The sequence below is a fragment of the Flavobacterium columnare NBRC 100251 = ATCC 23463 genome (genome assembly GCF_002530675.1).
In the GTDB taxonomy this organism is placed as follows: Bacteria; Bacteroidota; Bacteroidia; order Flavobacteriales; family Flavobacteriaceae; genus Flavobacterium; species Flavobacterium columnare.
Genome location: NZ_PCMX01000053.1, coordinates 25,488 through 48,393, shown reverse-complemented (window position 1 = coordinate 48,393; position 22,906 = coordinate 25,488). Strand labels below are relative to the sequence as shown.

At 33.5% G+C, this 22,906-nt stretch carries 21 protein-coding genes, 2 tRNA genes and 1 pseudogene; 17 read left to right on the top strand and 7 right to left on the bottom strand.

The annotated features are described in order from the left end of the window. Nucleotides 1-35: 35 nt before the first annotated feature. From truA to B0A78_RS08220, 4 genes are all read left to right on the top strand, one after another. Nucleotides 36-782, top strand: a complete 747-nt coding sequence (truA, locus tag B0A78_RS08235; protein ID WP_014165593.1) for a tRNA pseudouridine(38-40) synthase TruA — start codon at nt 36-38, stop codon at nt 780-782. After that, nucleotides 769-2,520 carry an ABC transporter ATP-binding protein gene (locus B0A78_RS08230; RefSeq protein WP_065213403.1) on the top strand — a complete coding sequence of 584 codons (1,752 nt, stop codon included), beginning with the start codon at nt 769-771 and terminating at the stop codon, nt 2,518-2,520. The genes truA and B0A78_RS08230 overlap by 14 nt, the downstream gene beginning before the upstream one ends. 7 nt (nt 2,521-2,527) lie before the next feature. Then, nucleotides 2,528-2,944: an acyl-CoA thioesterase gene (locus B0A78_RS08225; RefSeq protein WP_014165595.1), complete on the top strand. Its 417-nt coding sequence runs from the start codon at nt 2,528-2,530 to the stop codon at nt 2,942-2,944. 68 nt (nt 2,945-3,012) lie between these two features. Further along, a complete protein-coding gene (locus B0A78_RS08220) occupies nt 3,013-3,429 on the top strand; it encodes a tetratricopeptide repeat protein (protein ID WP_014165596.1) in 417 nt (138 codons plus the stop codon). A 145-nt stretch (nt 3,430-3,574) separates the two neighbouring features. Here the strand turns inward: B0A78_RS08220 and folP are convergent, their stop codons facing one another. Then, entirely contained in the window at nt 3,575-4,402 is an 828-nt protein-coding gene (folP, locus tag B0A78_RS08215) for a dihydropteroate synthase (protein ID WP_014165597.1), read from the bottom strand. Nucleotides 4,403-4,469: 67 nt separating this feature from the next. Here folP and B0A78_RS08210 point away from each other — a divergent pair, with 67 nt between their 5' ends. The 13 genes from B0A78_RS08210 (at nt 4,470) to B0A78_RS08150 (ending at nt 18,277) form a co-directional block, all read left to right on the top strand. Beyond that, a complete protein-coding gene (locus B0A78_RS08210) occupies nt 4,470-5,012 on the top strand; it encodes a DUF1599 domain-containing protein (RefSeq protein WP_097609563.1) in 543 nt (180 codons plus the stop codon). Between the two features lie 57 nt (nt 5,013-5,069). Then, entirely contained in the window at nt 5,070-6,158 is a 1,089-nt protein-coding gene (locus tag B0A78_RS08205) for a MauE/DoxX family redox-associated membrane protein (protein WP_041253223.1), read from the top strand. A gap of 1 nt (nt 6,159) precedes the next feature. Beyond that, nucleotides 6,160-6,654 carry a TlpA family protein disulfide reductase gene (locus B0A78_RS08200; protein WP_014165600.1) on the top strand — a complete coding sequence of 165 codons (495 nt, stop codon included), beginning with the start codon at nt 6,160-6,162 and terminating at the stop codon, nt 6,652-6,654. Nucleotides 6,655-6,739: 85 nt separating this feature from the next. Next, the gene (tpiA, locus tag B0A78_RS08195) at nt 6,740-7,489 is read left to right on the top strand and encodes a triose-phosphate isomerase (protein WP_097609562.1); all 750 of its coding nucleotides are present in this window, start codon (nt 6,740-6,742) and stop codon (nt 7,487-7,489) included. A 379-nt stretch (nt 7,490-7,868) separates the two neighbouring features. Continuing rightward, a tRNA-Pro gene (locus tag B0A78_RS08190) sits at nt 7,869-7,943 on the top strand. Nucleotides 7,944-7,970: 27 nt separating this feature from the next. Continuing rightward, a tRNA-Pro gene (locus B0A78_RS08185) sits at nt 7,971-8,045 on the top strand. 104 nt (nt 8,046-8,149) lie between these two features. Next, the gene (gene udk / locus B0A78_RS08180) at nt 8,150-8,758 is read left to right on the top strand and encodes a uridine kinase (protein WP_014165602.1); all 609 of its coding nucleotides are present in this window, start codon (nt 8,150-8,152) and stop codon (nt 8,756-8,758) included. 42 nt (nt 8,759-8,800) lie between these two features. Beyond that, entirely contained in the window at nt 8,801-9,130 is a 330-nt protein-coding gene (locus B0A78_RS08175; protein WP_014165603.1) for an FtsB family cell division protein, read from the top strand. Between the two features lie 88 nt (nt 9,131-9,218). Then, nucleotides 9,219-11,174, top strand: a complete 1,956-nt coding sequence (locus B0A78_RS08170; protein WP_014165604.1) for a lipase family protein — start codon at nt 9,219-9,221, stop codon at nt 11,172-11,174. A 174-nt stretch (nt 11,175-11,348) separates the two neighbouring features. Further along, nucleotides 11,349-12,677, top strand: a complete 1,329-nt coding sequence (locus tag B0A78_RS08165) for a methylmalonyl-CoA mutase subunit beta (protein WP_041253424.1) — start codon at nt 11,349-11,351, stop codon at nt 12,675-12,677. Between the two features lie 5 nt (nt 12,678-12,682). Beyond that, nucleotides 12,683-14,806: a methylmalonyl-CoA mutase gene (gene scpA / locus B0A78_RS08160; protein ID WP_097609561.1), complete on the top strand. Its 2,124-nt coding sequence runs from the start codon at nt 12,683-12,685 to the stop codon at nt 14,804-14,806. Between the two features lie 26 nt (nt 14,807-14,832). Then, nucleotides 14,833-15,786 (top strand): AAA family ATPase, encoded by a 954-nt coding sequence (locus B0A78_RS08155; RefSeq protein ID WP_097609560.1) that lies wholly within the window; start codon nt 14,833-14,835, stop codon nt 15,784-15,786. Between the two features lie 7 nt (nt 15,787-15,793). Beyond that, entirely contained in the window at nt 15,794-18,277 is a 2,484-nt protein-coding gene (locus tag B0A78_RS08150; protein ID WP_097609559.1) for a S8 family peptidase, read from the top strand. Between the two features lie 158 nt (nt 18,278-18,435). Here the strand turns inward: B0A78_RS08150 and B0A78_RS08145 are convergent. From B0A78_RS08145 to B0A78_RS08125, 6 genes and pseudogenes are all read right to left on the bottom strand, one after another. After that, nucleotides 18,436-19,197: pseudogene (locus B0A78_RS08145) on the bottom strand (S8 family peptidase). A 94-nt stretch (nt 19,198-19,291) separates the two neighbouring features. Then, nucleotides 19,292-19,438 (bottom strand): hypothetical protein, encoded by a 147-nt coding sequence (locus tag B0A78_RS14875; RefSeq protein ID WP_242658810.1) that lies wholly within the window; start codon nt 19,436-19,438, stop codon nt 19,292-19,294. A gap of 60 nt (nt 19,439-19,498) precedes the next feature. Beyond that, nucleotides 19,499-19,711, bottom strand: a complete 213-nt coding sequence (locus B0A78_RS14870) for a hypothetical protein (RefSeq protein ID WP_231138891.1) — start codon at nt 19,709-19,711, stop codon at nt 19,499-19,501. Nucleotides 19,712-19,870: 159 nt separating this feature from the next. Continuing rightward, complete coding sequence (prfH, locus tag B0A78_RS08135) at nt 19,871-20,620, bottom strand: peptide chain release factor H (RefSeq protein ID WP_065213395.1); 750 nt, start codon at nt 20,618-20,620, stop codon at nt 19,871-19,873. After that, entirely contained in the window at nt 20,605-21,234 is a 630-nt protein-coding gene (locus B0A78_RS08130) for a hypothetical protein (protein ID WP_014165614.1), read from the bottom strand. The genes prfH and B0A78_RS08130 overlap by 16 nt, the downstream gene beginning before the upstream one ends. An 8-nt stretch (nt 21,235-21,242) precedes the next feature. Beyond that, on the bottom strand, nt 21,243-22,634 hold the full coding sequence (locus B0A78_RS08125; protein WP_097609558.1) for an RtcB family protein: 1,392 nt from the start codon (nt 22,632-22,634) through the stop codon (nt 21,243-21,245). Nucleotides 22,635-22,906: the final 272 nt, after the last annotated feature.

Here is a 22,906-nt window from a genome sequence, read left to right as displayed (position 1 = left end):
CATTTCTTTTATCTTTGCTCACAAATTTTTACACCTTGAGATATTTTATTGAATTTGCATATAAAGGCACCCATTATCATGGTTGGCAATACCAACCCAATGCCATTTCAGTACAAGAAACTTTAAATAAAGTATTTTCTACACTTTTACAAGAAAGTATAGAAATTGTAGGTGCTGGTAGAACTGATACAGGAGTACATGCTTCACAAATGTATGGGCATTTTGATACTCAAAAAGAACTAGATCTAGCAAAACTAAAACAAAGAGCTAATTCCTTTTTACCAAAAGATATTGCTCTATTTCGTATTATTCCAGTACATGATGAAGCGCATGCTCGTTTTGACGCTACTTCTAGAACCTACCATTATTACATCAGTACTCAAAAAAATGCCTTCAATACAGAACTTGCTTGGTATAATCATCATATTTTAGATATAAACACGATGAATGAAGCCTGTAAAATTCTTTTTGAATACATAGACTTCGAGTGCTTTTCAAAAACACATACAGACGTACACACTTTTAACTGCAAAATAACAGAAGCCTACTGGCGTAAAGAAAACCAAAATTTAGTTTTCACCATCACTGCCGATCGTTTCTTACGGAATATGGTAAGAGCTATTGTGGGAACTATGGTAAACATTGGTACCCATAAAATCACAAAAGAAGATCTAGTATCTATTATTGAAAGTAAAGACCGAAAAAAAGCAGGTTTTTCGGTTCCTGCACAAGGATTATTTTTAAGCAAAGTAACCTACCCTTACATAAATGAAAGCATTTGATAGTACATTATTCAAAAGAATACTCACTTATACAAAACCCTACAAATGGCGATATTACAGCGTTATTTTATGGGCTGTTCTGTTATCTATTTTTGCTGCACTCCGCCCCTACTTGTTACAAAACATTATAGATCTTTACGTAATTCCTAAAAAACTAACAGGTTTTTTAGTTATGCTAGGCATCATGGCCTTGACATTAGTACTTGAAGTATTAGCCCAATTTTACTTTGTCTATTGGGCAAACGTACTCGGACAAGATATAGTCAAGGATATTCGTATAAAATTATTTAACCACTTAAGCTGTTTTAAAATACAATATTTTGACAAAGAGCCTGTAGGAAAACTAATCACCCGTTCCGTCTCAGACATAGAATCCATAGCCCGTATTTTTAGTCAAGGATTATTCATGATTATGAGTGATTTAATGAAAATGACTACTATCTTCTTTTTCATGCTATACATGAATTGGAAACTAACTCTGATTGTCGTAGCTACCATGCCAATACTCCTATATGCTATTCGGATATTTCAGATAAAAATGAAAAGCGCGTTTGAAGATGTTCGAACTCAAATTGCTAACATGAACACTTTTATTCAGGAACGACTAACAGGAATGAAAATCGTTCAACTTTTCACACGAGAAGAAATTGAATATAAAAATTTTAAAAAAATAAACCATTTACATCGTAAAGCTTGGGTAAAAAACGTTTGGTACAACTCTATTTTCTTTCCAATTGCTGACATTATAACCTATTTAACCTTAAGTCTAATCATTTGGTTTGGCTGTATTTTGTTATTACAACACGATCCGTTTACCAATGTAGGCCATCTTTTTGCCTATACTATGTACATCACTATCTTCTTTACCCCTTTAAGACAAATAGCCGATAAATTTAATGAAATGCAAATGGGGATGATTGCTGCTCAACGAGTATTTGAAGTTCTTGATTTTAAAGAAGAAATAGAAAACAATGGAAGTATTAAAGCTCCTAAATTTATAGGCAAAATAGAGTTCAAAAACGTATCTTTTGGTTATAAATCTGATGAATATATACTCAAGAATCTTAATTTAAGTTTAAACCCTGGTCAAACCGTTGCCATAGTAGGAGCCACTGGAGCTGGCAAAACAACCATTATTAATTTACTCAATAGATTTTACGATATTCAATCAGGATCTATTTCTATAGACAATCAAAACATAAAAGATTTCACCATAGAAAGTTTAAGAACTCAAATAGCTATTGTTCTCCAAGATGTGTTCTTATTTGCAGACAGCATCTACCATAATATAACTTTAAAAAATCCTTTTATAACTAAGGATCAGGTAATAAAAGCGGCCAAAGCCATTGGGGCACATGATTTTATCATGGCTCTACCCAATAACTATGAATATGATGTAAAAGAACGTGGAGCATCACTTTCATCAGGTCAAAGACAGTTAATTGCTTTTTTAAGAGCCTACTTAAGTAATCCTAGCATCCTAATCTTAGATGAAGCCACTTCTTCTATAGATACTTATTTAGAAGAAAAGATCCAAAAAGCCACAGAAACTTTAACAAAAAATAGAACTTCTATTATTATTGCGCATCGTTTAGCAACAATTATAAATGCAGATAGAATCATAGTGCTAGACAAAGGAATAGTCATAGAAGAAGGCACCCATACCTCTTTATTAAAAAAGGAAAAAGGAGCCTATCGAAAATTATACGAAGCACAATTTATTAATCATATCAAATAAATCTACAATGGAAAATTTTTTTATTGAAATGTCTGTTCGCAATTACGAATTAGACGTACAAGGAATCGTGAACAATTCCGTTTATCAAAATTACCTCGAGCACGCTCGACATCAGTTTTTACACCACCATGGAGTAGACTTTGTTGAATTTGCTCAAAAAAATATCTTATTAGTCGTAAAAAGCATTGAAATCAATTTTAAAAATTCACTTATTAGCCGAGACCATTTTAAAGTAGAAGTACGTGCTGAAAAAGAAGGAAATCTAAAAGTAATCTTCCATCAAAACATCATTCGCCTATCCGACAACAAACTAATGGTGTCTGCTAAAGTAACAGGTGTAGCTATAAAAGATGGTCGCCCTGTCGCTCCAGACACCATCCCACAAATAGCACAATTATTTACAACAGCAGTTATTGAATCATAAAACTTTTTTCTAAAACAAATAACCAAGTGATTAAATTTGATTAAATTTGATTTTTAAAACCTACTAATATGAAAAAAATAATCTTCTTTATTACTTTATTATCAAGTCTTATCACATTTGCTCAAAATGAAGAAATAGTTGATAATCCTTTTACACCTGAAGAAAATACGCTTTTTTCTAAAGCACTAGAAAAATTAAATTCTAAAAAATACCCTGATGCTATAGAGATGCTAAACAAATTAATTTCATCTAATAAAGAGCATAAATCACCTTATTTTTACTTAACACAAGCCTATTTTGAAAACAAACAATATTCAGAATGTGTTGAAATTTGCACTAAAGGTTTAGCTATTGGTCCAAAAGAAAATTTATTAAATTATTATAGAGCTAAGGCTAATATTGAATTAGGGAAAACCGATTCAGTATGCAACGATTTAAAAAAATCAGGCACTCAAGAAAAAGAATTATTAAAATATTGTAACTAAGAAAAGCCTTTCTTAACAATATTCCCTTTAGAAAAAAAATCGGATATAAGAAATTTTATCCAAAAAGGTTCAAAATACCTACACGAAAAAAGGATGTTCATATTCTATATTCATTCTTGAACATCCTTTTTTTATTTCCATTGCCTCATATCATTTCACAAAGTCTAATAGCCTCCACCGCTTCCTTCACATCATGTACCCGCAAAATAGAAGCCCCTTTAGTTATTGCAATCGTATTTAAAACAGTAGTCCCATTTAATGCTTCTTGTGCTGTAAGATCTAATGTTTTATAAATCATTGATTTTCTAGACATCCCTACAAGAATAGGTAATTCAGCTATAGATAGAAGTTCCATTTTAGATAATAATTCAAAATTTTGCTCGAAGGTTTTAGAAAACCCAAAACCAGGATCAAGAATCAAATCGTTAATACCATAACTCCTTGCCTTTGCTATTTTTTCCGAAAAATAAAACAAAATTTCCTTAAGCAAATCATCATAATCCACCATTTGCTGCATTGTCTTAGGAGTCCCTTTCAAATGCATCATAACAAATGGCACATTATGTTTAGCAATAACACGAAACATATTCGCATCTAATCCACCGGCTGAAATATCATTAATCAAAGAAGCCCCTATTTGCAAACACTCATCAGCTACTTTACTATGAAAGGTATCAATAGACACTAATACATCTGGAAACTTAGCTATCAAAAGCAAAACGATTTCCTCTATCCTACCCAATTCTTCATCTGCGGACAAAAACGGAGCATTAGGTCTTGTTGATTGCCCTCCTACATCTAAAAAAAAAGCACCATCAAGTACCATTTTTTCAGCTTGTTCTAAAACGAAAAGATCCGTTTTTAACTTTCCTCCATCATAAAAAGAATCAGGCGTTATATTTAAAATTCCCATTACTTTGGGCTTCCTTAAATCAACCAGTTTTCCTTTACAGTTTATCGTAGCCATTTGCATTTTATTAACAGCATTTTATTTAAAAATCCCTATTTTTGAAAAAATTTGACGCAAATATAACATACAAATGAGTAATACATCTCAACAATACGATACAATAATAAACAACTGTCGTGATTTATACACTAAAAAAATGAAAGATTATGGCAGTGCTTGGCGCATTTTACGCTTACCTTCTCTGACAGATCAAATTTTCATAAAAGCTCAACGCATCCGTTCCTTACAAGAAAACGAAGTAAAAAAAATAAACGAGGACGAAACTTCTGAATTTATAGGTATCATAAACTACTCCATCATGGCTCTGATCCAGTTAGATAAAGGGGTTGCAACACAACCCGATCTAAATGTAGAGGAAGCCATAAAATTATATGACGAAAAAATACTAATTACCAAACAGCTTATGGAAGCTAAAAACCATGATTATGGCGAAGCTTGGCGCGATATGCGAGTAAGTTCATTAACCGATCTTATTTTACAAAAAATTTTACGAGTAAAACAAATCGAAGATAACAAAGGAAAAACTTTAGTAAGTGAAGGCATTGACGCGAATTACCAAGACATGATTAATTATTCCGTTTTTGCCCTAATTTTATTAGAAAACATAAAATAATTTCAATCACATAAGACCTAAATCTATAGAGCTTATATGTTTTAAAAATGAAAAAAAATGAAAAAAAACCTAACGATCCTATTCCGAATCATAATAGCATTGCTGTTCATCATATCAGCTATTGCAAAAATGTACCCGTCCCCCTATTTTGCAATCTCAACTTTTGAAGTAAAACAATTGTATCCTTTAGGATTTTCTGAAAGTATAGCCCCTTGGTTTTCAAGAATTTTAATAGGTATCGAAATGGCGTTAGGGATACTCATTCTACAAAATAACTATCTAAAAAAAATAATCATCCCTGCAACCATTACGCTACTTATTGTTTTTGTAATTCATTTATCTTACGAAACGTTCATTAATGGTGGTAATTCAGGCAACTGCGGTTGTTTTGGAGAATTAATACCTATGACTCCCATAGAAGCCATCATCAAAAACGTAGTTGCTATTATCCTTCTTGGCTTAATTCTTTTTATGTTACCAAAAGACAATACAGAAATCCATAAAATTTGGCCAATAAATCTAATTACATTAATCTCTATCCTTATAATTTTCATATTAGCTCCTATCAAATCAGCAAGTGAATTAGACTTACCAACCGAGATCACGATAGATTCGACAAACACAACTAACATTGATTCTTCAATGATTCAAAAAGATTCTGTTATACAAAAAACAGTCATTAAAGACTCCATAAAACAACCATTAGAAAAAATAAAAGAAGAAAAAACAATTAATGAACCTTCCAAAAAGAAATCAGGTTACGCCCAGTTCTTTTCTAACATTGATAATGGCCGTAAAACCTTATGCTTCTTTGTTCCTGGTTGTGATCATTGCCGTCAAGCAGCAAAAGAACTAACAGAGTTAAAACGTACAAATAAAAATTTTCCTGAAATACTAGTTCTTTTTATGAACGAAGAACCCGAAAAAATACCCGATTTCTTTCAAGAAACAGGTGCTGAATACCCTTACAAAATAATTGAAATCATTCCCTTCTGGAAATTATTGGGAACGGGAAAAGATACTCCTGGTGTAAAATACTTATGGAATGGACATGAATACAAATATTATTTTGGCATTAATGAAAATCAATTCAATCCTAAGAATTATCAAGAATTAATTAATAAACCCTTTACTCAATTAAAATAAAATGAAAAAAATAATAACATTAATACTCACAATAATACTTAACATCTCATGCTCAAAAGCACAGGATACACAACTCAATAATGAAACCTTAAATTATTCTTTGACTGACATTAACGGTCAAAAAATTACATTAAAAGAAATAATATCTCAAAATACAGAAAAAAGTATTGTTCTAGAATTTTGGGCTTCGTGGTGTGGCGATTGCATTAAAAATATGCCCAACCTAAAAAAATTACAAATAGAAAATCCAGATACTAAATTTGTTTTCATTTCTTTTGACAAAACTCCAGAAACGTGGAAAATAGGAATTGAAAAACACGAACTAATAGGAGACCATTTGTATGTAGGAGAAACCATGAAAGGCAATTTCGGAAAATCAGTAAATTTAGACTGGATACCCAGATACATTATTTTAGATAAAAAAGGGAAAGTGGTTCTATTCAGAGCCATCGAAAAAGATACTGAAAAAATAAACACCCTTTTAAAAACTTTGTAAACAAACAAAATCATATCGAATTAAAAGATATTTTAACTTGTTAAAAGACATATCTTTGCACTCTTAAATCCTAATTATTTATAATATGAGACAAAAAATAGTAGCTGGTAATTGGAAAATGAATAAAAATGCTAAACAAACACAAGAATTGATAGCGGACTTAATTATAAATCTTCCAAAAACAGACGCTAAAATCATCATAGCCCCTACTTTTATTAACTTAACTCAAGCTGTAGAACAAACTAAAGGGACTTCTATAGAAGTTGTTGCTCAAAATATGCACCAAGCAGAAGGCGGTGCTTTTACGGGAGAAATATCCGCTGATATGCTAACAAATATTGGGATTCAAACCGTTATTTTAGGACATTCTGAACGTCGTGCTTATTTTCATGAAACCGATGCTTTATTAGCCAATAAAGTAAACACAGCACTAAAGCACGAAATGAAAATTATTTTCTGCTTTGGGGAAGAATTAAAACACCGTCAAAACACACAACATTTTAATATAGTAGAATACCAATTAAAAGACGCTCTATTCCATTTAAATGCTTCTGATTGGAAAAATATAATTTTAGCTTACGAACCCGTTTGGGCCATTGGCACAGGAGAAACAGCTTCTCCTGAACAAGCACAAGAAATGCATAAATTCATCCGACAAACAATTCTAGAACGTTACGGAAATGAGATTGCAGAAAATGTTTCCATTTTATACGGAGGAAGCGTTAAACCAGAAAATGCCAAAGAAATTTTTTCTCAACCTGACGTTGATGGAGGTTTAATAGGAGGAGCCTCTTTAACCACAAATGATTTTATAAATATTATAAAAGGAATATAAGTTAACAATACCACTTCAAAGAACGGAGTTTTTTGAAGTGGTTATAAACGATCAAACCCATTCTTTTTCTACAACAAACTTAAAAAAGAGAAACTCAATAAAACCCAATCCCTCTATTTTTCTTTAACCCTTCTAAAAAAGTAAAAAAGAAGTTCTTTTTTTTACTTTTTCCAAACCTCTTTTATTTTGTTGTATAAAACTCTTTCATATACAAATCATAAATATAATTCAAAACAACAATTTCAACCTTAAAACGATTCATCTAAACACAAAAAACCAATATTCAACCATTTTACTAAAAAAATCAATCCTAAACAATAAATATTCTAAAAAACACTTGCATATTACAAACAAATATCTTTATATTTGCACCCGCTTTCGGGGTGTAGCGTAGCCCGGTCATCGCGCCTGGTTTGGGACCAGGAGGTCGCAGGTTCGAATCCTGCCACCCCGACGAAAGCTTATAAACCCAAGAACACCACGGGGTGTAGCGTAGCCCGGTCATCGCGCCTGGTTTGGGACCAGGAGGTCGCAGGTTCGAATCCTGCCACCCCGACAAAAACCTTTCTTTATCGAAAGGTTTTTTTTATTATCTCTACTAACTAAATTTGATAGAACTTCAAAAAAAACTACTTTTGCATTTTAAAATTCCAAAAAAGTATGTTAATTATAGGTATTGCAGGCGGCACAGGCTCAGGAAAAACAACTGTAGTTCATCAAATCATGAATGAACTACCTGAAACAGAGGTAGGTATTATTTCACAAGATCATTATTACAAAGAAACAAGCGATTTAAGCTTAGAAGAAAGAACAAAAATTAATTTTGACCACCCTCGTTCAATTGACTTTACTTTGTTAGTCGAACACCTAAAAGATCTTAAAGAAGGAAAAGCAATCGATCAACCGGTATATTCGTTTGTTAAACATAATCGCACTGGAGACACCATTCATACCTTACCCCGAAAAGTAATGATTGTTGAAGGTATTTTAATCCTAACCAACCCTGAACTCCGAGATATGTTTGATATTAAAATTTTTGTTCATGCAGATTCAGACGAACGATTAATCAGACGATTAAAACGCGACATTGCTGAAAGAGGTCGAGATATGGAAGAAGTTCTAAATCGTTATCAAACCACACTAAAACCAATGCACGAACAATTTATAGAACCTACTAAAGCTTTTGCTGACATCATTATACCAAATGACAAATACAACACGGTTGCCATTGATGTAGTAAGAGCTGTTATTAATCAACGGATTTCTTAAATTTGCTTTTTTATTTATTATCAAAAGAATTTGTATTAGAATATGTTTCAATCTTTAAAAAACTTCTTAAAAAGAAAATATTGGTTTAAAATAATCAGTAACAAATACTTTTTAGTCAGTGCTTTCTTTTTAATCTGGATGCTTTTTCTAGACAACTATTCTTATTTAGATCATCAAGTCTTAAACAAAGAAATTGAAGAACTAGAAGATAATAAAAAATATTACAAAGAGGAAATTTCAAAAGACCTTGAACAAATCAAAAAGTTAAAAAGTTCCAATGAAATTGAAAAATATGCTCGTGAAAAATACTATATGAAACGTGAAAACGAAGATATATATATTATAGAATTTGAAAACGATACATTAGAGTAAAAAACATCAAAACAAAAAATACCATCACAGTATTTTGAAAAAAGATTAAATTTGCGTTTTTATTAACAATAATTTAATCTTTTTTTTTATGAGAAAAACTTTACTCGTATTATCATTATTTATTTCACTATCAACCTTTGCCCAGCAACCAGGTGATTTGATTAGTGTTGAAAAAAAAATGGACGATTCTGCCCACCAAGTACTTCAAAGAATGGCTGGTTTTGGAAACATTAAATTACCCACAGGTGTAGCTAAACTTTTTCAATTTCTTGTTAAAGGCTTAGAAGGATACAAACTAACTTACTGGACTACAGACCACCACGACAAACTTGTAAAGGCACATGGTCTAGTAATGTTCCCTAAAGTTGATTATCCTCTTTCAACCGTTTTATTAGAACACCCTACAGCAGACAAAAGAGCAAATGTTCCTTCTAATCTTAAAAGCACCCGTGAAGGCGGATTTATTCTTGATATGCTATATGCACTTAATGGCTACTATGTTGTATCACCTGATTACCTAGGACTAGGTGATTCAGAAGGCGTACACCCATATGCTGATGCAAAAACAGAAGCTTCTGCTAGTATAGATATGCTTACAGCAGCAGATACATTCTTGAACCAAAAAGGAGTAAAAAGATATAACGAATATTTCCTATCTGGTTACTCCCAAGGAGGTCACTCGACTATGGCTGTATTAAAATACAATACAGAAAAATACAAACGTTTTAACTTCAAACAAGTATATGCTGGAGCAGGTCCATACGATTTATCTAAAACGACTTATGAAGATCGCGTACTAGCTAATGAAGATTACCCTTCATCTGCTTTTATTGCTTATATCGTAAACGGTGCACACAGTTTAGGATACAAACAATATCAGAAAAGCTTTACAGAAATGATTTCTCCAGAGTTTCAAGAAACTTACAAAAAACACGTTCTTAAGGAAGAAGGAGGACTTGATTGGGGGCCTCTAAAATGGAAAACTCTATTCACTAAAGAATATATTAAAACCGCATCTGGTCCTAGTAATCCTTTAAGAGATTTCTTAAAAAAAAGTGATGTATATGATTTTCATAACACAACACCTACAACGATGTCATACACTACTGCAGATGCTGAAATACCTTTTCAAAATGCTTTAAAAACAGAAAAAGTACAAAGAAACTATTATTCACTTTTTGATTTATCTAAATACAAAATTAACGCTACCAACTTAGGCCCTTTAGGACATGCAGGAGGTGTTTTCCCTTGGCTAATAGCTTCTATTGCTAAATTCAACTGGCATAGAACAGGAGGCTTACTCAATTGGAACGCTATGTATTCAGACAGAACTTCTAAAGAACCTATCATAGAATTTAACAAATCCCAGTTACACCCACTTATCCCAACTCAAAACAAGAATGGTAACTTCGAAATCACAAATATTTATGGTTTTGACGCAAATTCAGCTAGTAATAAAATGATCAGCAAAAAACTAGAGGATTTAAAAGAAGGCGCATACATTGTAGAAATGAAACATAACAATCAAACGTACAAAGTTGCTTATGCAAAAGAAAATTCTATAAAAGTAGCTACTAAAGAATTAGTAACCGAAAACAAAGAAGGACTTTGGACTATCAATAGAAAAGGATTTGAAAACGAAGACATAACAATCTACCTTTTTGATCAAAAAAACAATTTAATTCAAACTCATAATTTTAGTAAAAATGAGAATATAACAATTGATTACTCTAAACTTAATACAGATCAATATACTTTAGAATTAGTAACGCCTACTGTTTCTTTAAACACAGAAGTATTACGTAAATCAATGGAGATAGAAAATCAATTAATAATAGCAACAGAAGAAGATCAAATTAACCTAAAATCCAACAAAGAATTTAGTGCTATTTTAATAACTGATGCACAAGGTAAAATCCTTTTACAACAAACAGTACCTAATGTTCAAAGTTTTACTAAAAACGTACCTAAAACAAATAACGTAATTATTACCAGAGTAACTTATTCAAACGGAGATTACGAAACCAAAAAAATCATTTGGTAATTGAATTTAATTCGATAAAACAACAAGGGGATGGCTTTAAAACTATCTCCTTTTCTTTTTTTACAACAAATTATAATCATTTTAAAGCAAGATTCTATTCTTAAACGTTATTTTTTTAAATTTGTGAAAAATCAATCAACTATTTCATCTAAAAATAGTTTGTTTACACACAACATGAAAGAAAAACTATTCAATGAATTCAACTCAGTTACTTCCAAACAATGGAAGCAACAAATTCAATATGAACTAAAAGGCGCTGATTATAACGAAACACTTGTTTGGGAAAGTCCTGAAGGAATAAAAGTTAAGCCGTTTTATCATATAGATGAAACCAATACGCCTTTAGAAATAACTTCTAACAAAAATAGTTTTAAGATCGTTCAAAATATTTTTGTATACGATTTAGAAAAATCTATCAATAGAGCCAAAGAAACCTTGTCAAGAGGAGCCGAAAGCATTCGTTTTACATTAGAAAACGAATCCTTAGATTTAGAAAAACTACTACATACAATTCCACAAGAAATTCAAGTATATGTAAAACCTCTTTTTCTTAGTCCCGATTTCATAAAAAAAGTACAAACACTTAGACCTTCAACCTTTTTAGAAATTGATCCGATTGGCCAACTAACAAAAGATGGCAATTGGTTTAGTAATTTAGAAAGCGATTTTTTAATTTTAAATCAGTCTAAAACCTCTTTAAGTATTAATACTGAAATATATCAAAATGCTGGAGCCAACATTATTCAACAATTAGCTTACACTTTAGCACATTGCAATGAATATTTTAATAGAGTTAAAAACTTAACTTCCAACATCATAATCAACGTAGCAGTTGGAAGCAATTACTTCTTTGAAATTGCAAAAATCCGCGCCTTACGTCTATTATTCAATACTCTAGCGAAAGAATACAATTATACTTCCGATTGCCATATTATGGCTACACCAACCAAACGTAACAAAACTTTATATGACTACAATGTCAATATGCTTCGTACCACAACTGAGTGTATGAGTGCAATTTTAGGGGGTGCTGACGCAGTTGCTAATTTAGCGTATGACGCTATTTATCATAAAGACAATGAATTTGGAGATCGAATTTCACGCAATCAATTATTGGTCTTAAAACATGAAAGTTATTTTGACAAAGTAAAAAATCCTTCTGACGGTTCTTATTACATAGAAGAATTAACCCAACAATTAGCGGAAAAAGCTTTAACTTTATTCAAAGATATCGAAAATGGTGGCGGATTCATCACTCAACTAATAGAGGGAACAATCCAACGAAAAATAAAAGAAAGCGCTGAAAAAGAACAGGATTTTTTTAACAAGGGGAAAGAAATTTTATTAGGAACTAATAAATACCCTAATAAAAATGACCGTATGAAAAACGATTTAGAATTGTACCCATTTATAAAACAAAACGTTAGAAAAACACTAATTACACCCATTATCGAAAAACGTTTGGCTGAAAAACTAGAACAAGAACGTTTATCTCAAGAATAATAATTATGAGAAAAAACATACAAAATATTACGTTAAAGCCATTAGCCGAAAAAGAAAAACCTACTGCTGATAGCTCATTTACAACTGCTGAAGGCATTGAGGTAAAATCTACCTATTCCGAATCAGATATAAAAGGACTAGAACATTTAGAATTTGGAGCAGGTTTTGCTCCCAACTTGCGCGGACCGTATGCTACCATGTACGTACGTCGTCCGTGGACCATACGTCAGTATGCAGGATTTTCTACTGCCGAAGAAAGTAATGCTTTTTACAGAAGAAACTTAGCCGCTGGGCAAAAAGGTTTATCTGTAGCATTTGACTTGGCTACGCATCGAGGCTACGATTCAGACCATGAGCGCGTAGTGGGAGACGTTGGAAAAGCTGGTGTAGCCATCGACTCGGTGGAGGATATGAAAGTCCTTTTCGACCAAATTCCATTGGGCGAAATGTCGGTTTCTATGACCATGAATGGTGCTGTTTTACCTATTATGGCGTTTTATATAGTGGCTGCCGAAGAACAAGGCGTAGCCACTAACCTACTTTCAGGAACCATTCAAAATGATATCCTAAAAGAATTTATGGTTCGTAATACTTACATTTACCCACCTACCCCATCGATGAAAATCATTGCCGATATTTTTGACTATACCAGTAAAAATATGCCAAAGTTCAATTCGATTTCTATTTCAGGCTACCACATGCAAGAAGCGGGAGCTACTGCAGATATTGAATTAGCTTATACTTTAGCCGATGGTCTAGAATACATACGCACGGGCTTAGCCGCAGGAATGAATATTGATGAGTTCGCTCCACGCCTTTCGTTTTTCTGGGCTATTGGAATGAACCATTTTATGGAAATTGCCAAAATGCGTGCTGGTCGTATGCTATGGGCAAAACTCTTAAAACAATTTGAACCTAAAGACGAAAAATCACTTGCTTTACGTACGCACTGTCAAACCTCAGGCTGGAGTTTAACCGAACAAGACCCTTTTAACAATGTGGCTCGAACGGCTATTGAAGCGGCTGCGGCTGCCTTTGGAGGCACCCAATCGTTACATACCAATGCCTTAGACGAAGCTATTGCATTACCTACCGATTTCTCGGCACGTATTGCCCGTAATACCCAAATTTACTTGCAAGAAGAAACCAAAATTTGCAAAACGGTAGACCCTTGGGCGGGAAGTTATTATGTAGAAAGTCTAACGGCTGAAATCGCTGAAAAAGCGTGGACTTTGATTGAGGAAGTGGAAGCACTAGGTGGCATGACCAAAGCTATTGAAGCAGGTATCCCGAAACTTCGTATTGAAGAAGCTGCAGCGCGTAAACAAGCGCGTATTGACAGCGGGCAAGACATTATTGTGGGGGTTAACAAATACCGACTGGAAAAAGAAGACCCGTTACATATTTTAGAGGTCGATAACCAAACCGTTCGTAAGCAACAAATCGAGCGTTTGGAACAAATAAAAGCCACTCGCGATACGGCAAAAGTAACTGACTGTTTAGCCAAACTGACGGAGTGTGCACAAACAGGAAACGGCAACTTATTAGATTTAGCTGTAGCTGCCGCACGTAACCGAGCGACTTTAGGAGAAATAAGCGACGCTTTAGAAAGCGTTTTTGGAAGATACAAAGCACAAATTAGAAGTTTTAGTGGGGTGTATAGTAAAGAAATAAAAAATGACGAAAGCTTTGAAAAAGCCCGTCAACTCGCAGATGCCTTTGCCAAACAAGAAGGACGTCGACCGCGTATTATGATTGCTAAAATGGGGCAAGACGGACACGACCGTGGTGCTAAAGTAGTCGCCACAGGGTACGCCGATGTAGGTTTTGACGTAGACATTGGACCACTATTTCAAACCCCGCAAGAAGCAGCCAAACAAGCGGTAGAAAACGACGTACACATTTTAGGCGTTTCTTCTTTAGCGGCAGGACACAAAACCTTAGTCCCTCAAGTAATTGAAGAATTGAAAAAATACGGTCGCGAAGATATTATGGTCATTGTAGGTGGAGTAATTCCTGCACAGGATTATGAATTCTTATTTGAGGCAGGTGCTGTGGCTGTTTTTGGTCCTGGAACTAAAATTAGTGATGCGGCAATTACAATATTGGAGGTTTTAATAGCGGAATAATTATTAAAAAAATATAAATTTGTTTTATGGCAACAGCTGAACAAATAAAATCTTTATTACTTTCTCATTATAAAAATGACAATGAAAGGTTTACTTCTATTGCCCTTCAAATGGCAGCTCATGAAGCACGGCAAGGACATATGGCTATTGCAAAAGAAATAAAAGATTTAGTCGATAAATCAAAAACAGATGGTTTTAAAATCATCAAAATCAATCCTGATTTAAGCGACTTAGTATTAGTATATTATCCTGAGAACAAATTAAATGAATTAATACTTTCAAATGAAGTTTCAAATAAATTGAATAGGATAATTAGAGAGTATAGAGAAAGAGATAAAATATTAAAATTTGGTTTGCAAAACCGTAGAAAAGTTTTACTATCAGGTTTGCCAGGAACAGGTAAAACCGCCACAGCTTCAGCCATTTCAGGAGAGTTGAAATTACCATTATACGTAGTGATGATGGACAAATTAATGACTAAATACATGGGAGAAACTGCCTCTAAATTGAGACAGATTTTCGACATGATGATTTCAAATAGAGGAGTTTATTTGTTTGATGAATTTGATGCCATTGGAGCAGAAAGAGGAAGAGACAACGAAGTAGGAGAAATGCGAAGAATATTAAATTCATTTCTTCAATTTATCGAACAAGACTCATCAGAAAGTATAATTTTTGGAGCTACTAACAATATAAAAATATTAGATTCTGCGTTATTTAGACGTTTTGATGACATCATAACATATTCTTTACCAAATAAAGAAGACATAGAAGAATTAATAAAACTAAAACTACATAAATTTCTTGGAGACTATTCTCTTAAATCGCTAATTGAAGTTGCATACGGATTAAGTCATGCTGAAATAACAAATGCTTGTAATGACGCTTTGAAAGAAATTATTTTAACCGATAAAAATACAATAACACAAAAATTATTGGTTCAGATGATAAAAGACCGAAAAACTAATCATTTGATATAGATAAAAAATGAACGAAGATTTCAAACCACATCTTTTTGTAAAAAATGTTCACTCTTCACAAGCTTACACCACGCCTCCAAGTCCGCCGATTAAAACAATATTACCTCAAAGAGATCGTAAAGTTCACGGAAATTTTTTACTTTCATCTTTAAATGAGATTTGGAACACACATATTCAAGAGGTTGTCGATAGAACAAAGAAAAGTTTACCTGTTAAAGATGGTGAATACATTACATTTATTGGTGCTGAAAAACAATTATTAGAATTAAGTTCTTTGAGTTCTGATGGAGCCAAATTACTAAATGTTAAAAGCAATCAGGAAAACAAATTACAAATAGCTACTATTTACATCCCTGACAATAAAAAAGAAAAGTTAATTGGAAAAATACAAAAGTATATTTTTGAAGACACAAAAAAAGGTCTTCCTGTTAGCCAAAAACTTGTCGAAAAAATAGATAAAATTCAAAGAACTAATATAGATTTTATCTGGAATAGCTCAAATGATTATATACCGAAAGAAGAAGCTGTTTGGTGTGAATTATGGTTAGCCATAGATAAATCTGAAATAGATAAAAAGTTTCAAACTCTGAAAGGTATTTCTGATTTTTTTAACATCACTATTTCCGAAGAATTTACTTTTTTTCCAGAAAGAATAATAGTTTATACGAAATTAAATTACCAACAACTAGTTGAATTATCAATGTCGTTCGGATATATTGCAGAAGTTCGTAGAGCTGAAGAATTAAATAGTTTTTGGTTAGATCAAACAATAATTAACAGAGAGAATTGGATTGAATCAGCAATAAACAATATAACATTTAATCAATCAAATAATTACATTACAATATTAGACTCAGGAGTCAATATTGGTCATAAGTTATTAAAAAATGCAATAAATAGAAACGACTGTCTAACTGCTGATTCTAACTGGGGTATAAATGATGCTGGTCATAATGGACATGGCACTGCTATGGCAGGTATTGCTCTATATGATAATTTAAATAAAATATTAGAATACAACAATCCTTTACAAGTAAACCACCGATTAGAATCAGTTAAAATTCTACCACCAGATGGAGAAACAACTGAATTAAACAAATGCCATTTTATTACCCAAAACGCTATTAACATATCAGTGATTAATAATCCTGATTATAAAAGGATCTTTTGTATGGCAGTTACAGGTAAAAATCAAAATGATTTTGGAAAACCTTCAACTTGGTCAGCTTATTTGGATAAAATTATCTTTGGTGATTTTGAAAATGATAAAAAAATTTTTGTTATCAGTGCAGGGAATGTTCGAGAAGATATTGAATTACTTAGTTATCCCGAAAGTAATCTAAATCTTTCTGTAGAAAGCCCAGCACAATCATGGAATGCAATAACTATTGGTGCATTTACTCAAAAAATATTACCTAATACTAACACAGTAGCAAAAAAGTTCGAATTGTCACCTTTTAGTAGAACTTCTAGTTCATGGGAATCTTTTTGGCCTATAAAACCAGAAGTTGTTTTTGAAGGAGGAAACTTAAAAAAACGTGAGGATGGAAACATTGAAAGACATGAAGACTTAGAAATTTTGACTACCTCGACTATGGGAATTGTAAACGCTTTTACTACTTTTAATGCTACAAGTGCAGCAACTGCAACTGCATCAAACTTTTTAGCAAAGTTAAGAAATATTTATCCCAATGCTTGGCCTGAAACATTAAGAGCATTAATGATTCACTCTTCATCTTGGACTGAAGAGTTAATAAATCAATTTAAAATTGACATTACTAAAGTCGGAGATAAAAAGAAATTATTAAGAATAGTTGGCTATGGAATACCTAATTTAAAAAAAGCGATAGAATGTAAATCTAACTACCTGACATTTATTTCTGAAGAAGTAATTACACCTTATAAAATTGATGGTACTGTAAAAACAAATGAAATACATTATTATGAATTTCCATGGCCATCAGAAATATTAGCAAATCTTGGAGAAACAAATGTAACTTTGAGAGTTACTCTTTCATATTATATCGAACCTAATCCTGGAGACAAAGGATATTCAACTAAATATTCATATCAATCCACAGCATTAAAATTTTCACTTATTAATCCAACCGAAACTTTTGAAAATTTTAAAGTTAGAACCAACAAAATTAATATTAAAAATCTAAAAGATGAACAAGGGGTTGAAAAATTATCTGAAGTTGATTATGAAAAAAAACAAGAAAAAAGGTGGTTTTTAGGTGCTGATACAGTTTTCAAAGGATCCATACATAGTAATTTTTGGAATGGTTCAGCAGCCGATATAGCAGTTTGTAATAAACTAGCAATATTTCCCCTTGCTTCAGGCTGGTGGAAACAATTAGAGAAACAAAAGAAATATGACTCTCAGTTACGATATTCTCTAATAGTCTCAATTGAAACCCCTGAAAACACTCCTGATATTTATACAGAAATTGCTAATCAAATCTTGACAAAAAATATTATTAAGATATAAAGTAGACTCTAAATTAACGAACTTTTAAAAAAAAAGCATTGTGATAAACTATGACATTGTATTGAAAAACAGCACTTTTTTTAGTGTTTTTTTACCTTTCTATCAATATAAATGAAAAGCTCTCCACAAAAAAACTGCCCTCACGGGCAGTTCCTATTTTATTGCATCGCTTTCAAAGCATCGGGCATCCCATAGCCAAATTCAGAATGGCGATTGGTATAAAACTGAGCGGACTGACGCAGTTTTTGTAAAACTTGGTCGCGGGTCCAACTAGGATTTTTAGCCCAAACTAAAGTAGCAATCCCTGAAGTCGTAGCCGTAGCCACTGAGGATCCTCCAGAATAATCGCCTTGTCCATCATAATAACTGTTCACCGGAATTTTATTTCCGCTGGTTACTCGTTGCATCATAATGGTAAATTCTACTTTACTTCCTGTATGACATACATCTCAGGCTTGGTAGGTACTGGCATCTTTAATTCCTGTTACAGCAACCACTTCAGGCATCCAAGCAGGAAATATAACCCCCGCAAAAGTGGTAAAACTCGTAGAGGTTCCCGCAGCACAAAACATTAGTTTCCCTTTACTATAAGCATATTTAATCGCATCTTCAATTTTTCCTGAGGAGATAATATTCCCCATCGACATGGAAATCACGCGAACATTAACATTATTAGCCAAATTAATATAGGCTGTTTTTACGCCTTCTAATTCATGGTAGCCGTCTAGCACCACATTTGAAGCCGCGCGATAGGTTACCAAATTACAATTATAGGCCACTCCCACAGGTTGCCCTTTGTCGTTACGAGGTGCAGCAGCCACAGATGCCATACTGGTACCGTGCCCACATTTATCGTTAGCGCCATCATAGCCCGAAGACCAAGGCCAAATAGAATCTACATAGACGCCATATTTTTGCACCACTCTACCCGAGGAAAGCCCATTATTAAAACTTCCATTAAAATTAATGCTTTAATTGGTAACTGTCAGATTAAATATTAACTATTATAACTAATCACTTCTTACTTTTCTTCTTCTCTGCTTTCTTTTTCTTCGACTTTTTAAGTTTGAGCAATTCTTTTTTATTTTTCAAACGTTTTTCTATTTGGTCAATTTCATAAGAATCGTTGGTAAAGGAAATTAATTTTACTTCTTTAATCATTTTCAAAGCGGCTTTAATTTTCTATTGCCTTTCTAGCAATTGGATTTTCTTTATCCACATTTAAACTTTGTTAATTCCTTTTATTGTCAATGAGAAATCGATTAGCTTTGCCGCTTCTTCGTAATCTTCATTCAATAATAAAACCTCAGCATAATGTGGATATATCTCCAAAGCGTGAATATCAGCAGCCAAAGCTTCTGCATAATATTGTTTTGCCGATTCATAATCTTGCATTTGTTCGGCATACAAGCGTCCGTACAATCCTAATGCCATAGCGTTTTTGTTATCATACACCAAGGCATATCCTAATGACTCTAAGGTTCCTTCAAGTCAATAGGGATAATTATCCAAGGCTTGTACTACATATTTATCTATTGATTGCATTTTTTTTGAATTTGTTGGGTGATGGATGTTCGATGATAGGTGATACTACTAATCATATAAACTATCGTTTATCATCTTCTTTCCTTCTTGTCGTTCTTTTTTGTTGTTTTTACTTTTCTTTTCTTTTTTAAAATCGGAACCTTCAAAAGTGCGAATTGGGTTTCCTCTTTGCACTGCCATTTGATTGGTCCACTGGTTTTGCACTTGCTGTTGGAGTTGGTCGTACTGCGTCTCTTTCAGTTTGGCTAGTAATCGTTCGGTTGCCAATTTTTTATTTTGGTGCTGCGAACGAGAATCCATACTCACTACACTTATTCCAGTAGGAAGATGTGTGGCACGAATGGCAGAACTCACTTTGTTTACGTGTTGTCCCCCTGCTCCTGAACTGCGCATTGCTTGATATTGAAAATCTTTTTCTGAAAACGTAGGCAAGAGGATTGGAGGCACTTCAAAAATTCCGATAAACCAATTTTTACGTTTGTGAAACTTTCGAAACGTACTTTTCCCAATCCATTGAATGGTACCCACCCAACTACGCACAAATTCGTTGGTATTGACACCTTTTATCGCTACTAATGCCGAAACTACGGTACCGTTTTCGGGTCCAGGCTCTCTATTAATTACTTCCACTTTCAGCTTCATTTCTTCGGCTTCGACTAATACTCTTTTGAGCACTTGCGCCACTACCCAATCGCATTCGGCTGGTCCTCTTCCTGAGGTGATTTGTATGATAGCCTCTCCAACCCCTCCAAAGGAGGGGCTATTAGAGACTTGATTTGATTTTATTTTTGTTTCCATTTTTCTATAATTTTTAAAAGTTTGTCTCTATTCTTTGCTTCTTTGACAAACTTTGGTAATCGCGCTACTAACGTTTGACCTCCATTGTATTTTGAGTTGCGCTCTCTTAAATCAGCCTCAATATATCTTTCTAAGTAATTAATGTGATCATTATTTAAAGCCCAAAAAACATTCTGTTTAAATTCTTGTTGGTACCATAAGCTGCAATTATAAAAAGGGTCTCTTACTCCTTCAATATCGAATTTAAATTCAAACTCTACTTCTTTAAGTTTTGCTTTCACAGTTTCGCTATGATTACAATGTGGACATTTAACTTTTATTTCGCTTACCTGTTTAGTCGTTTGAACTCCTTTTACTTCGTACTTTTCAGAACAATTTGAACAATATACCTTAGCGTAGGGCTCAAAAATTGTTTTCTTTTTAGAGAAACTGTAATAACAATGTTTACATTCAAAAACCCTTTTGCTTTCGCAATTGTGTTTTCCACAATTAGGACAAGATTCTAATTCATTCTTGATTTTTACAGCTGCTTTCTGATTGCAATTTGGACAAACGACATCAATGAAATCATTGAATTTACCTAATCTTATATTTTTATCCTCAAACCTTTCCATAACAAAGCTTATTTATCCATTCTCACAAATTTTGGGGTGAATGTTCCCAATACTTCTACTAATTCTTCTTGAAGCGCCATTACTTTATGGATGTCTTTATACGCCATAGGTGCTTCATCGATACTACCACCAATCAAATCGACTTCCTTGTCTTTTAAAACTTTTTTGATATCGCTTTGGGTGAACTTGACTTTACACTTGGCTCTAGAATGCAATCGTCCTGCACCGTGCGAAGCAGAATTCAGGCTACTTTCATTTCCTTTGCCTCGTACAATAAAACCAGGTGCTGTCATCGAACCCGGAATAATTCCTAGTTCGCCCTTGGCTGCAGGTGTTGCGCCTTTGCGATGTACAATACATTCTTGTCCGTTTACCATTTCTTTCCAAGCAAAATTGTGATGGTTTTCGATGGTTACTAACACTCGTTTCCCGATGGCTTTCGCAATACGTTTGTGAATATCTTCGTGACATGCCTTAGCATATTCGCCCGCTAAATTCATTGCCATCCAGTATTCTTGTCCGTCGTGTGTGTTCATATCTAACCAAGCCAAATGCTGTACATTTTTAGGTAACGGACATTGTTTAGTAGCCAAATAGGTATAATGTTTTGCGATATTGGCCCCCAAACCTCTGGAACCACTGTGCGATAAAACCGCTACATATTCGCCTACGTCTAATTTCCATTCGTTCATAGGGGTGTCGATTTTTACGATTCCTATTTCGACAAAATGGTTTCCTCCACCCGAAGTACCCAATTGCTTGTATGCTTTATCTAACAATTGTTTTACCAAAGGAATATTTGAAAAAGCAGGATGAGAAAACACTTCGTGATCGGATTTGATTTTGTGTGTTTCGTACATTCCAAACTTGGTGTTATCCAACAGCATTTTTCGCCATTGATGTTCTTTTCCTTTGAGATACGAAGCGGGTAAATCGAATATAGACAAGCTCATTCGGCAACCTATATCTACTCCTACCCCATACGGTATCACTGCATTATCTGTGGCTAACACACCGCCTATAGGCAATCCGTAACCAGAATGTGCATCTGGCATCAAGGCTCCTTGTACAGCAACAGGTAATTTCAAAGCATCATACAATTGAAACTTGGCTTGCTCTTCGATTTCGTTTTCACCAAAAATCGAAAATGGCGCTCGTGTGTTCCGTAATTCGTTGAACTTTACTTGTACTGGATTCACTAATCCCTCGGCTACTTTGCCCCAAGTTCCATGACTTTTGAACTTTTCAGGGTGTAGTAAAACCTCTTTGGCTTCGGTGAGTATACTTTCTTTTTTTTCTCTTTTGCGATATCTGTTAATTTGCCCTAAGGTTATATTGATGGCATTATTTTTAGGGAACCCTATCTTGATTAGGTCTCTCCCTGATAATTTATTTCCCATAAATTTAAATTTTGAATAATAGACTGCTCTTCCAAATGCTAGAGCACTTGGTTGAAATCAAACTTTGAAGTTATCGGGAAATTTTAAGGCATAAAAAAACCCGAAACTAAAGGTCTTCGGGTTTTAACATATAGTGAAGTTTTTTGAATCTAACTTAAAGTAAAACCACGAAGCGCAGTTACACCAGCTCCCGCTGATTGATAACCTAAAAGTGTTACATTGAATACAAACATTTTTTCTTCGTTTTTAATTGTTACTAATTTTCTGACGCA

Bases quoted from the DNA above. Each gene is read 5' to 3' on its own strand.
- tpiA (WP_097609562.1), top strand. From the start codon at position 6,740: ATGAGACAAAAAATAGTAGCTGGTAATTGGAAAATGAATAAAAATGCT.
- B0A78_RS08170 (WP_014165604.1), top strand. From the start codon at position 9,219: ATGAGAAAAACTTTACTCGTATTATCATTATTTATTTCACTATCAACC.
- B0A78_RS08150 (WP_097609559.1), top strand. From the start codon at position 15,794: ATGAACGAAGATTTCAAACCACATCTTTTTGTAAAAAATGTTCACTCT.
- B0A78_RS08225 (WP_014165595.1), top strand. From the start codon at position 2,528: ATGGAAAATTTTTTTATTGAAATGTCTGTTCGCAATTACGAATTAGAC.
- B0A78_RS08230 (WP_065213403.1), top strand. From the start codon at position 769: ATGAAAGCATTTGATAGTACATTATTCAAAAGAATACTCACTTATACA.
- B0A78_RS08155 (WP_097609560.1), top strand. From the start codon at position 14,833: ATGGCAACAGCTGAACAAATAAAATCTTTATTACTTTCTCATTATAAA.
- B0A78_RS08175 (WP_014165603.1), top strand. From the start codon at position 8,801: ATGTTTCAATCTTTAAAAAACTTCTTAAAAAGAAAATATTGGTTTAAA.
- B0A78_RS14870 (WP_231138891.1), bottom strand. From the start codon at position 19,711: ATGGCATTAGGATTGTACGGACGCTTGTATGCCGAACAAATGCAAGAT.
- B0A78_RS08125 (WP_097609558.1), bottom strand. From the start codon at position 22,634: ATGGGAAATAAATTATCAGGGAGAGACCTAATCAAGATAGGGTTCCCT.
- udk (WP_014165602.1), top strand. From the start codon at position 8,150: ATGTTAATTATAGGTATTGCAGGCGGCACAGGCTCAGGAAAAACAACT.
- B0A78_RS08205 (WP_041253223.1), top strand. From the start codon at position 5,070: ATGAAAAAAAACCTAACGATCCTATTCCGAATCATAATAGCATTGCTG.
- B0A78_RS14875 (WP_242658810.1), bottom strand. From the start codon at position 19,438: ATGATTAAAGAAGTAAAATTAATTTCCTTTACCAACGATTCTTATGAA.
- B0A78_RS08220 (WP_014165596.1), top strand. From the start codon at position 3,013: ATGAAAAAAATAATCTTCTTTATTACTTTATTATCAAGTCTTATCACA.
- B0A78_RS08165 (WP_041253424.1), top strand. From the start codon at position 11,349: ATGAAAGAAAAACTATTCAATGAATTCAACTCAGTTACTTCCAAACAA.
- B0A78_RS08200 (WP_014165600.1), top strand. From the start codon at position 6,160: ATGAAAAAAATAATAACATTAATACTCACAATAATACTTAACATCTCA.
- B0A78_RS08130 (WP_014165614.1), bottom strand. From the start codon at position 21,234: ATGGAAAGGTTTGAGGATAAAAATATAAGATTAGGTAAATTCAATGAT.
- prfH (WP_065213395.1), bottom strand. From the start codon at position 20,620: ATGGAAACAAAAATAAAATCAAATCAAGTCTCTAATAGCCCCTCCTTT.
- B0A78_RS08210 (WP_097609563.1), top strand. From the start codon at position 4,470: ATGAGTAATACATCTCAACAATACGATACAATAATAAACAACTGTCGT.
- folP (WP_014165597.1), bottom strand. From the start codon at position 4,402: ATGCAAATGGCTACGATAAACTGTAAAGGAAAACTGGTTGATTTAAGG.
- scpA (WP_097609561.1), top strand. From the start codon at position 12,683: ATGAGAAAAAACATACAAAATATTACGTTAAAGCCATTAGCCGAAAAA.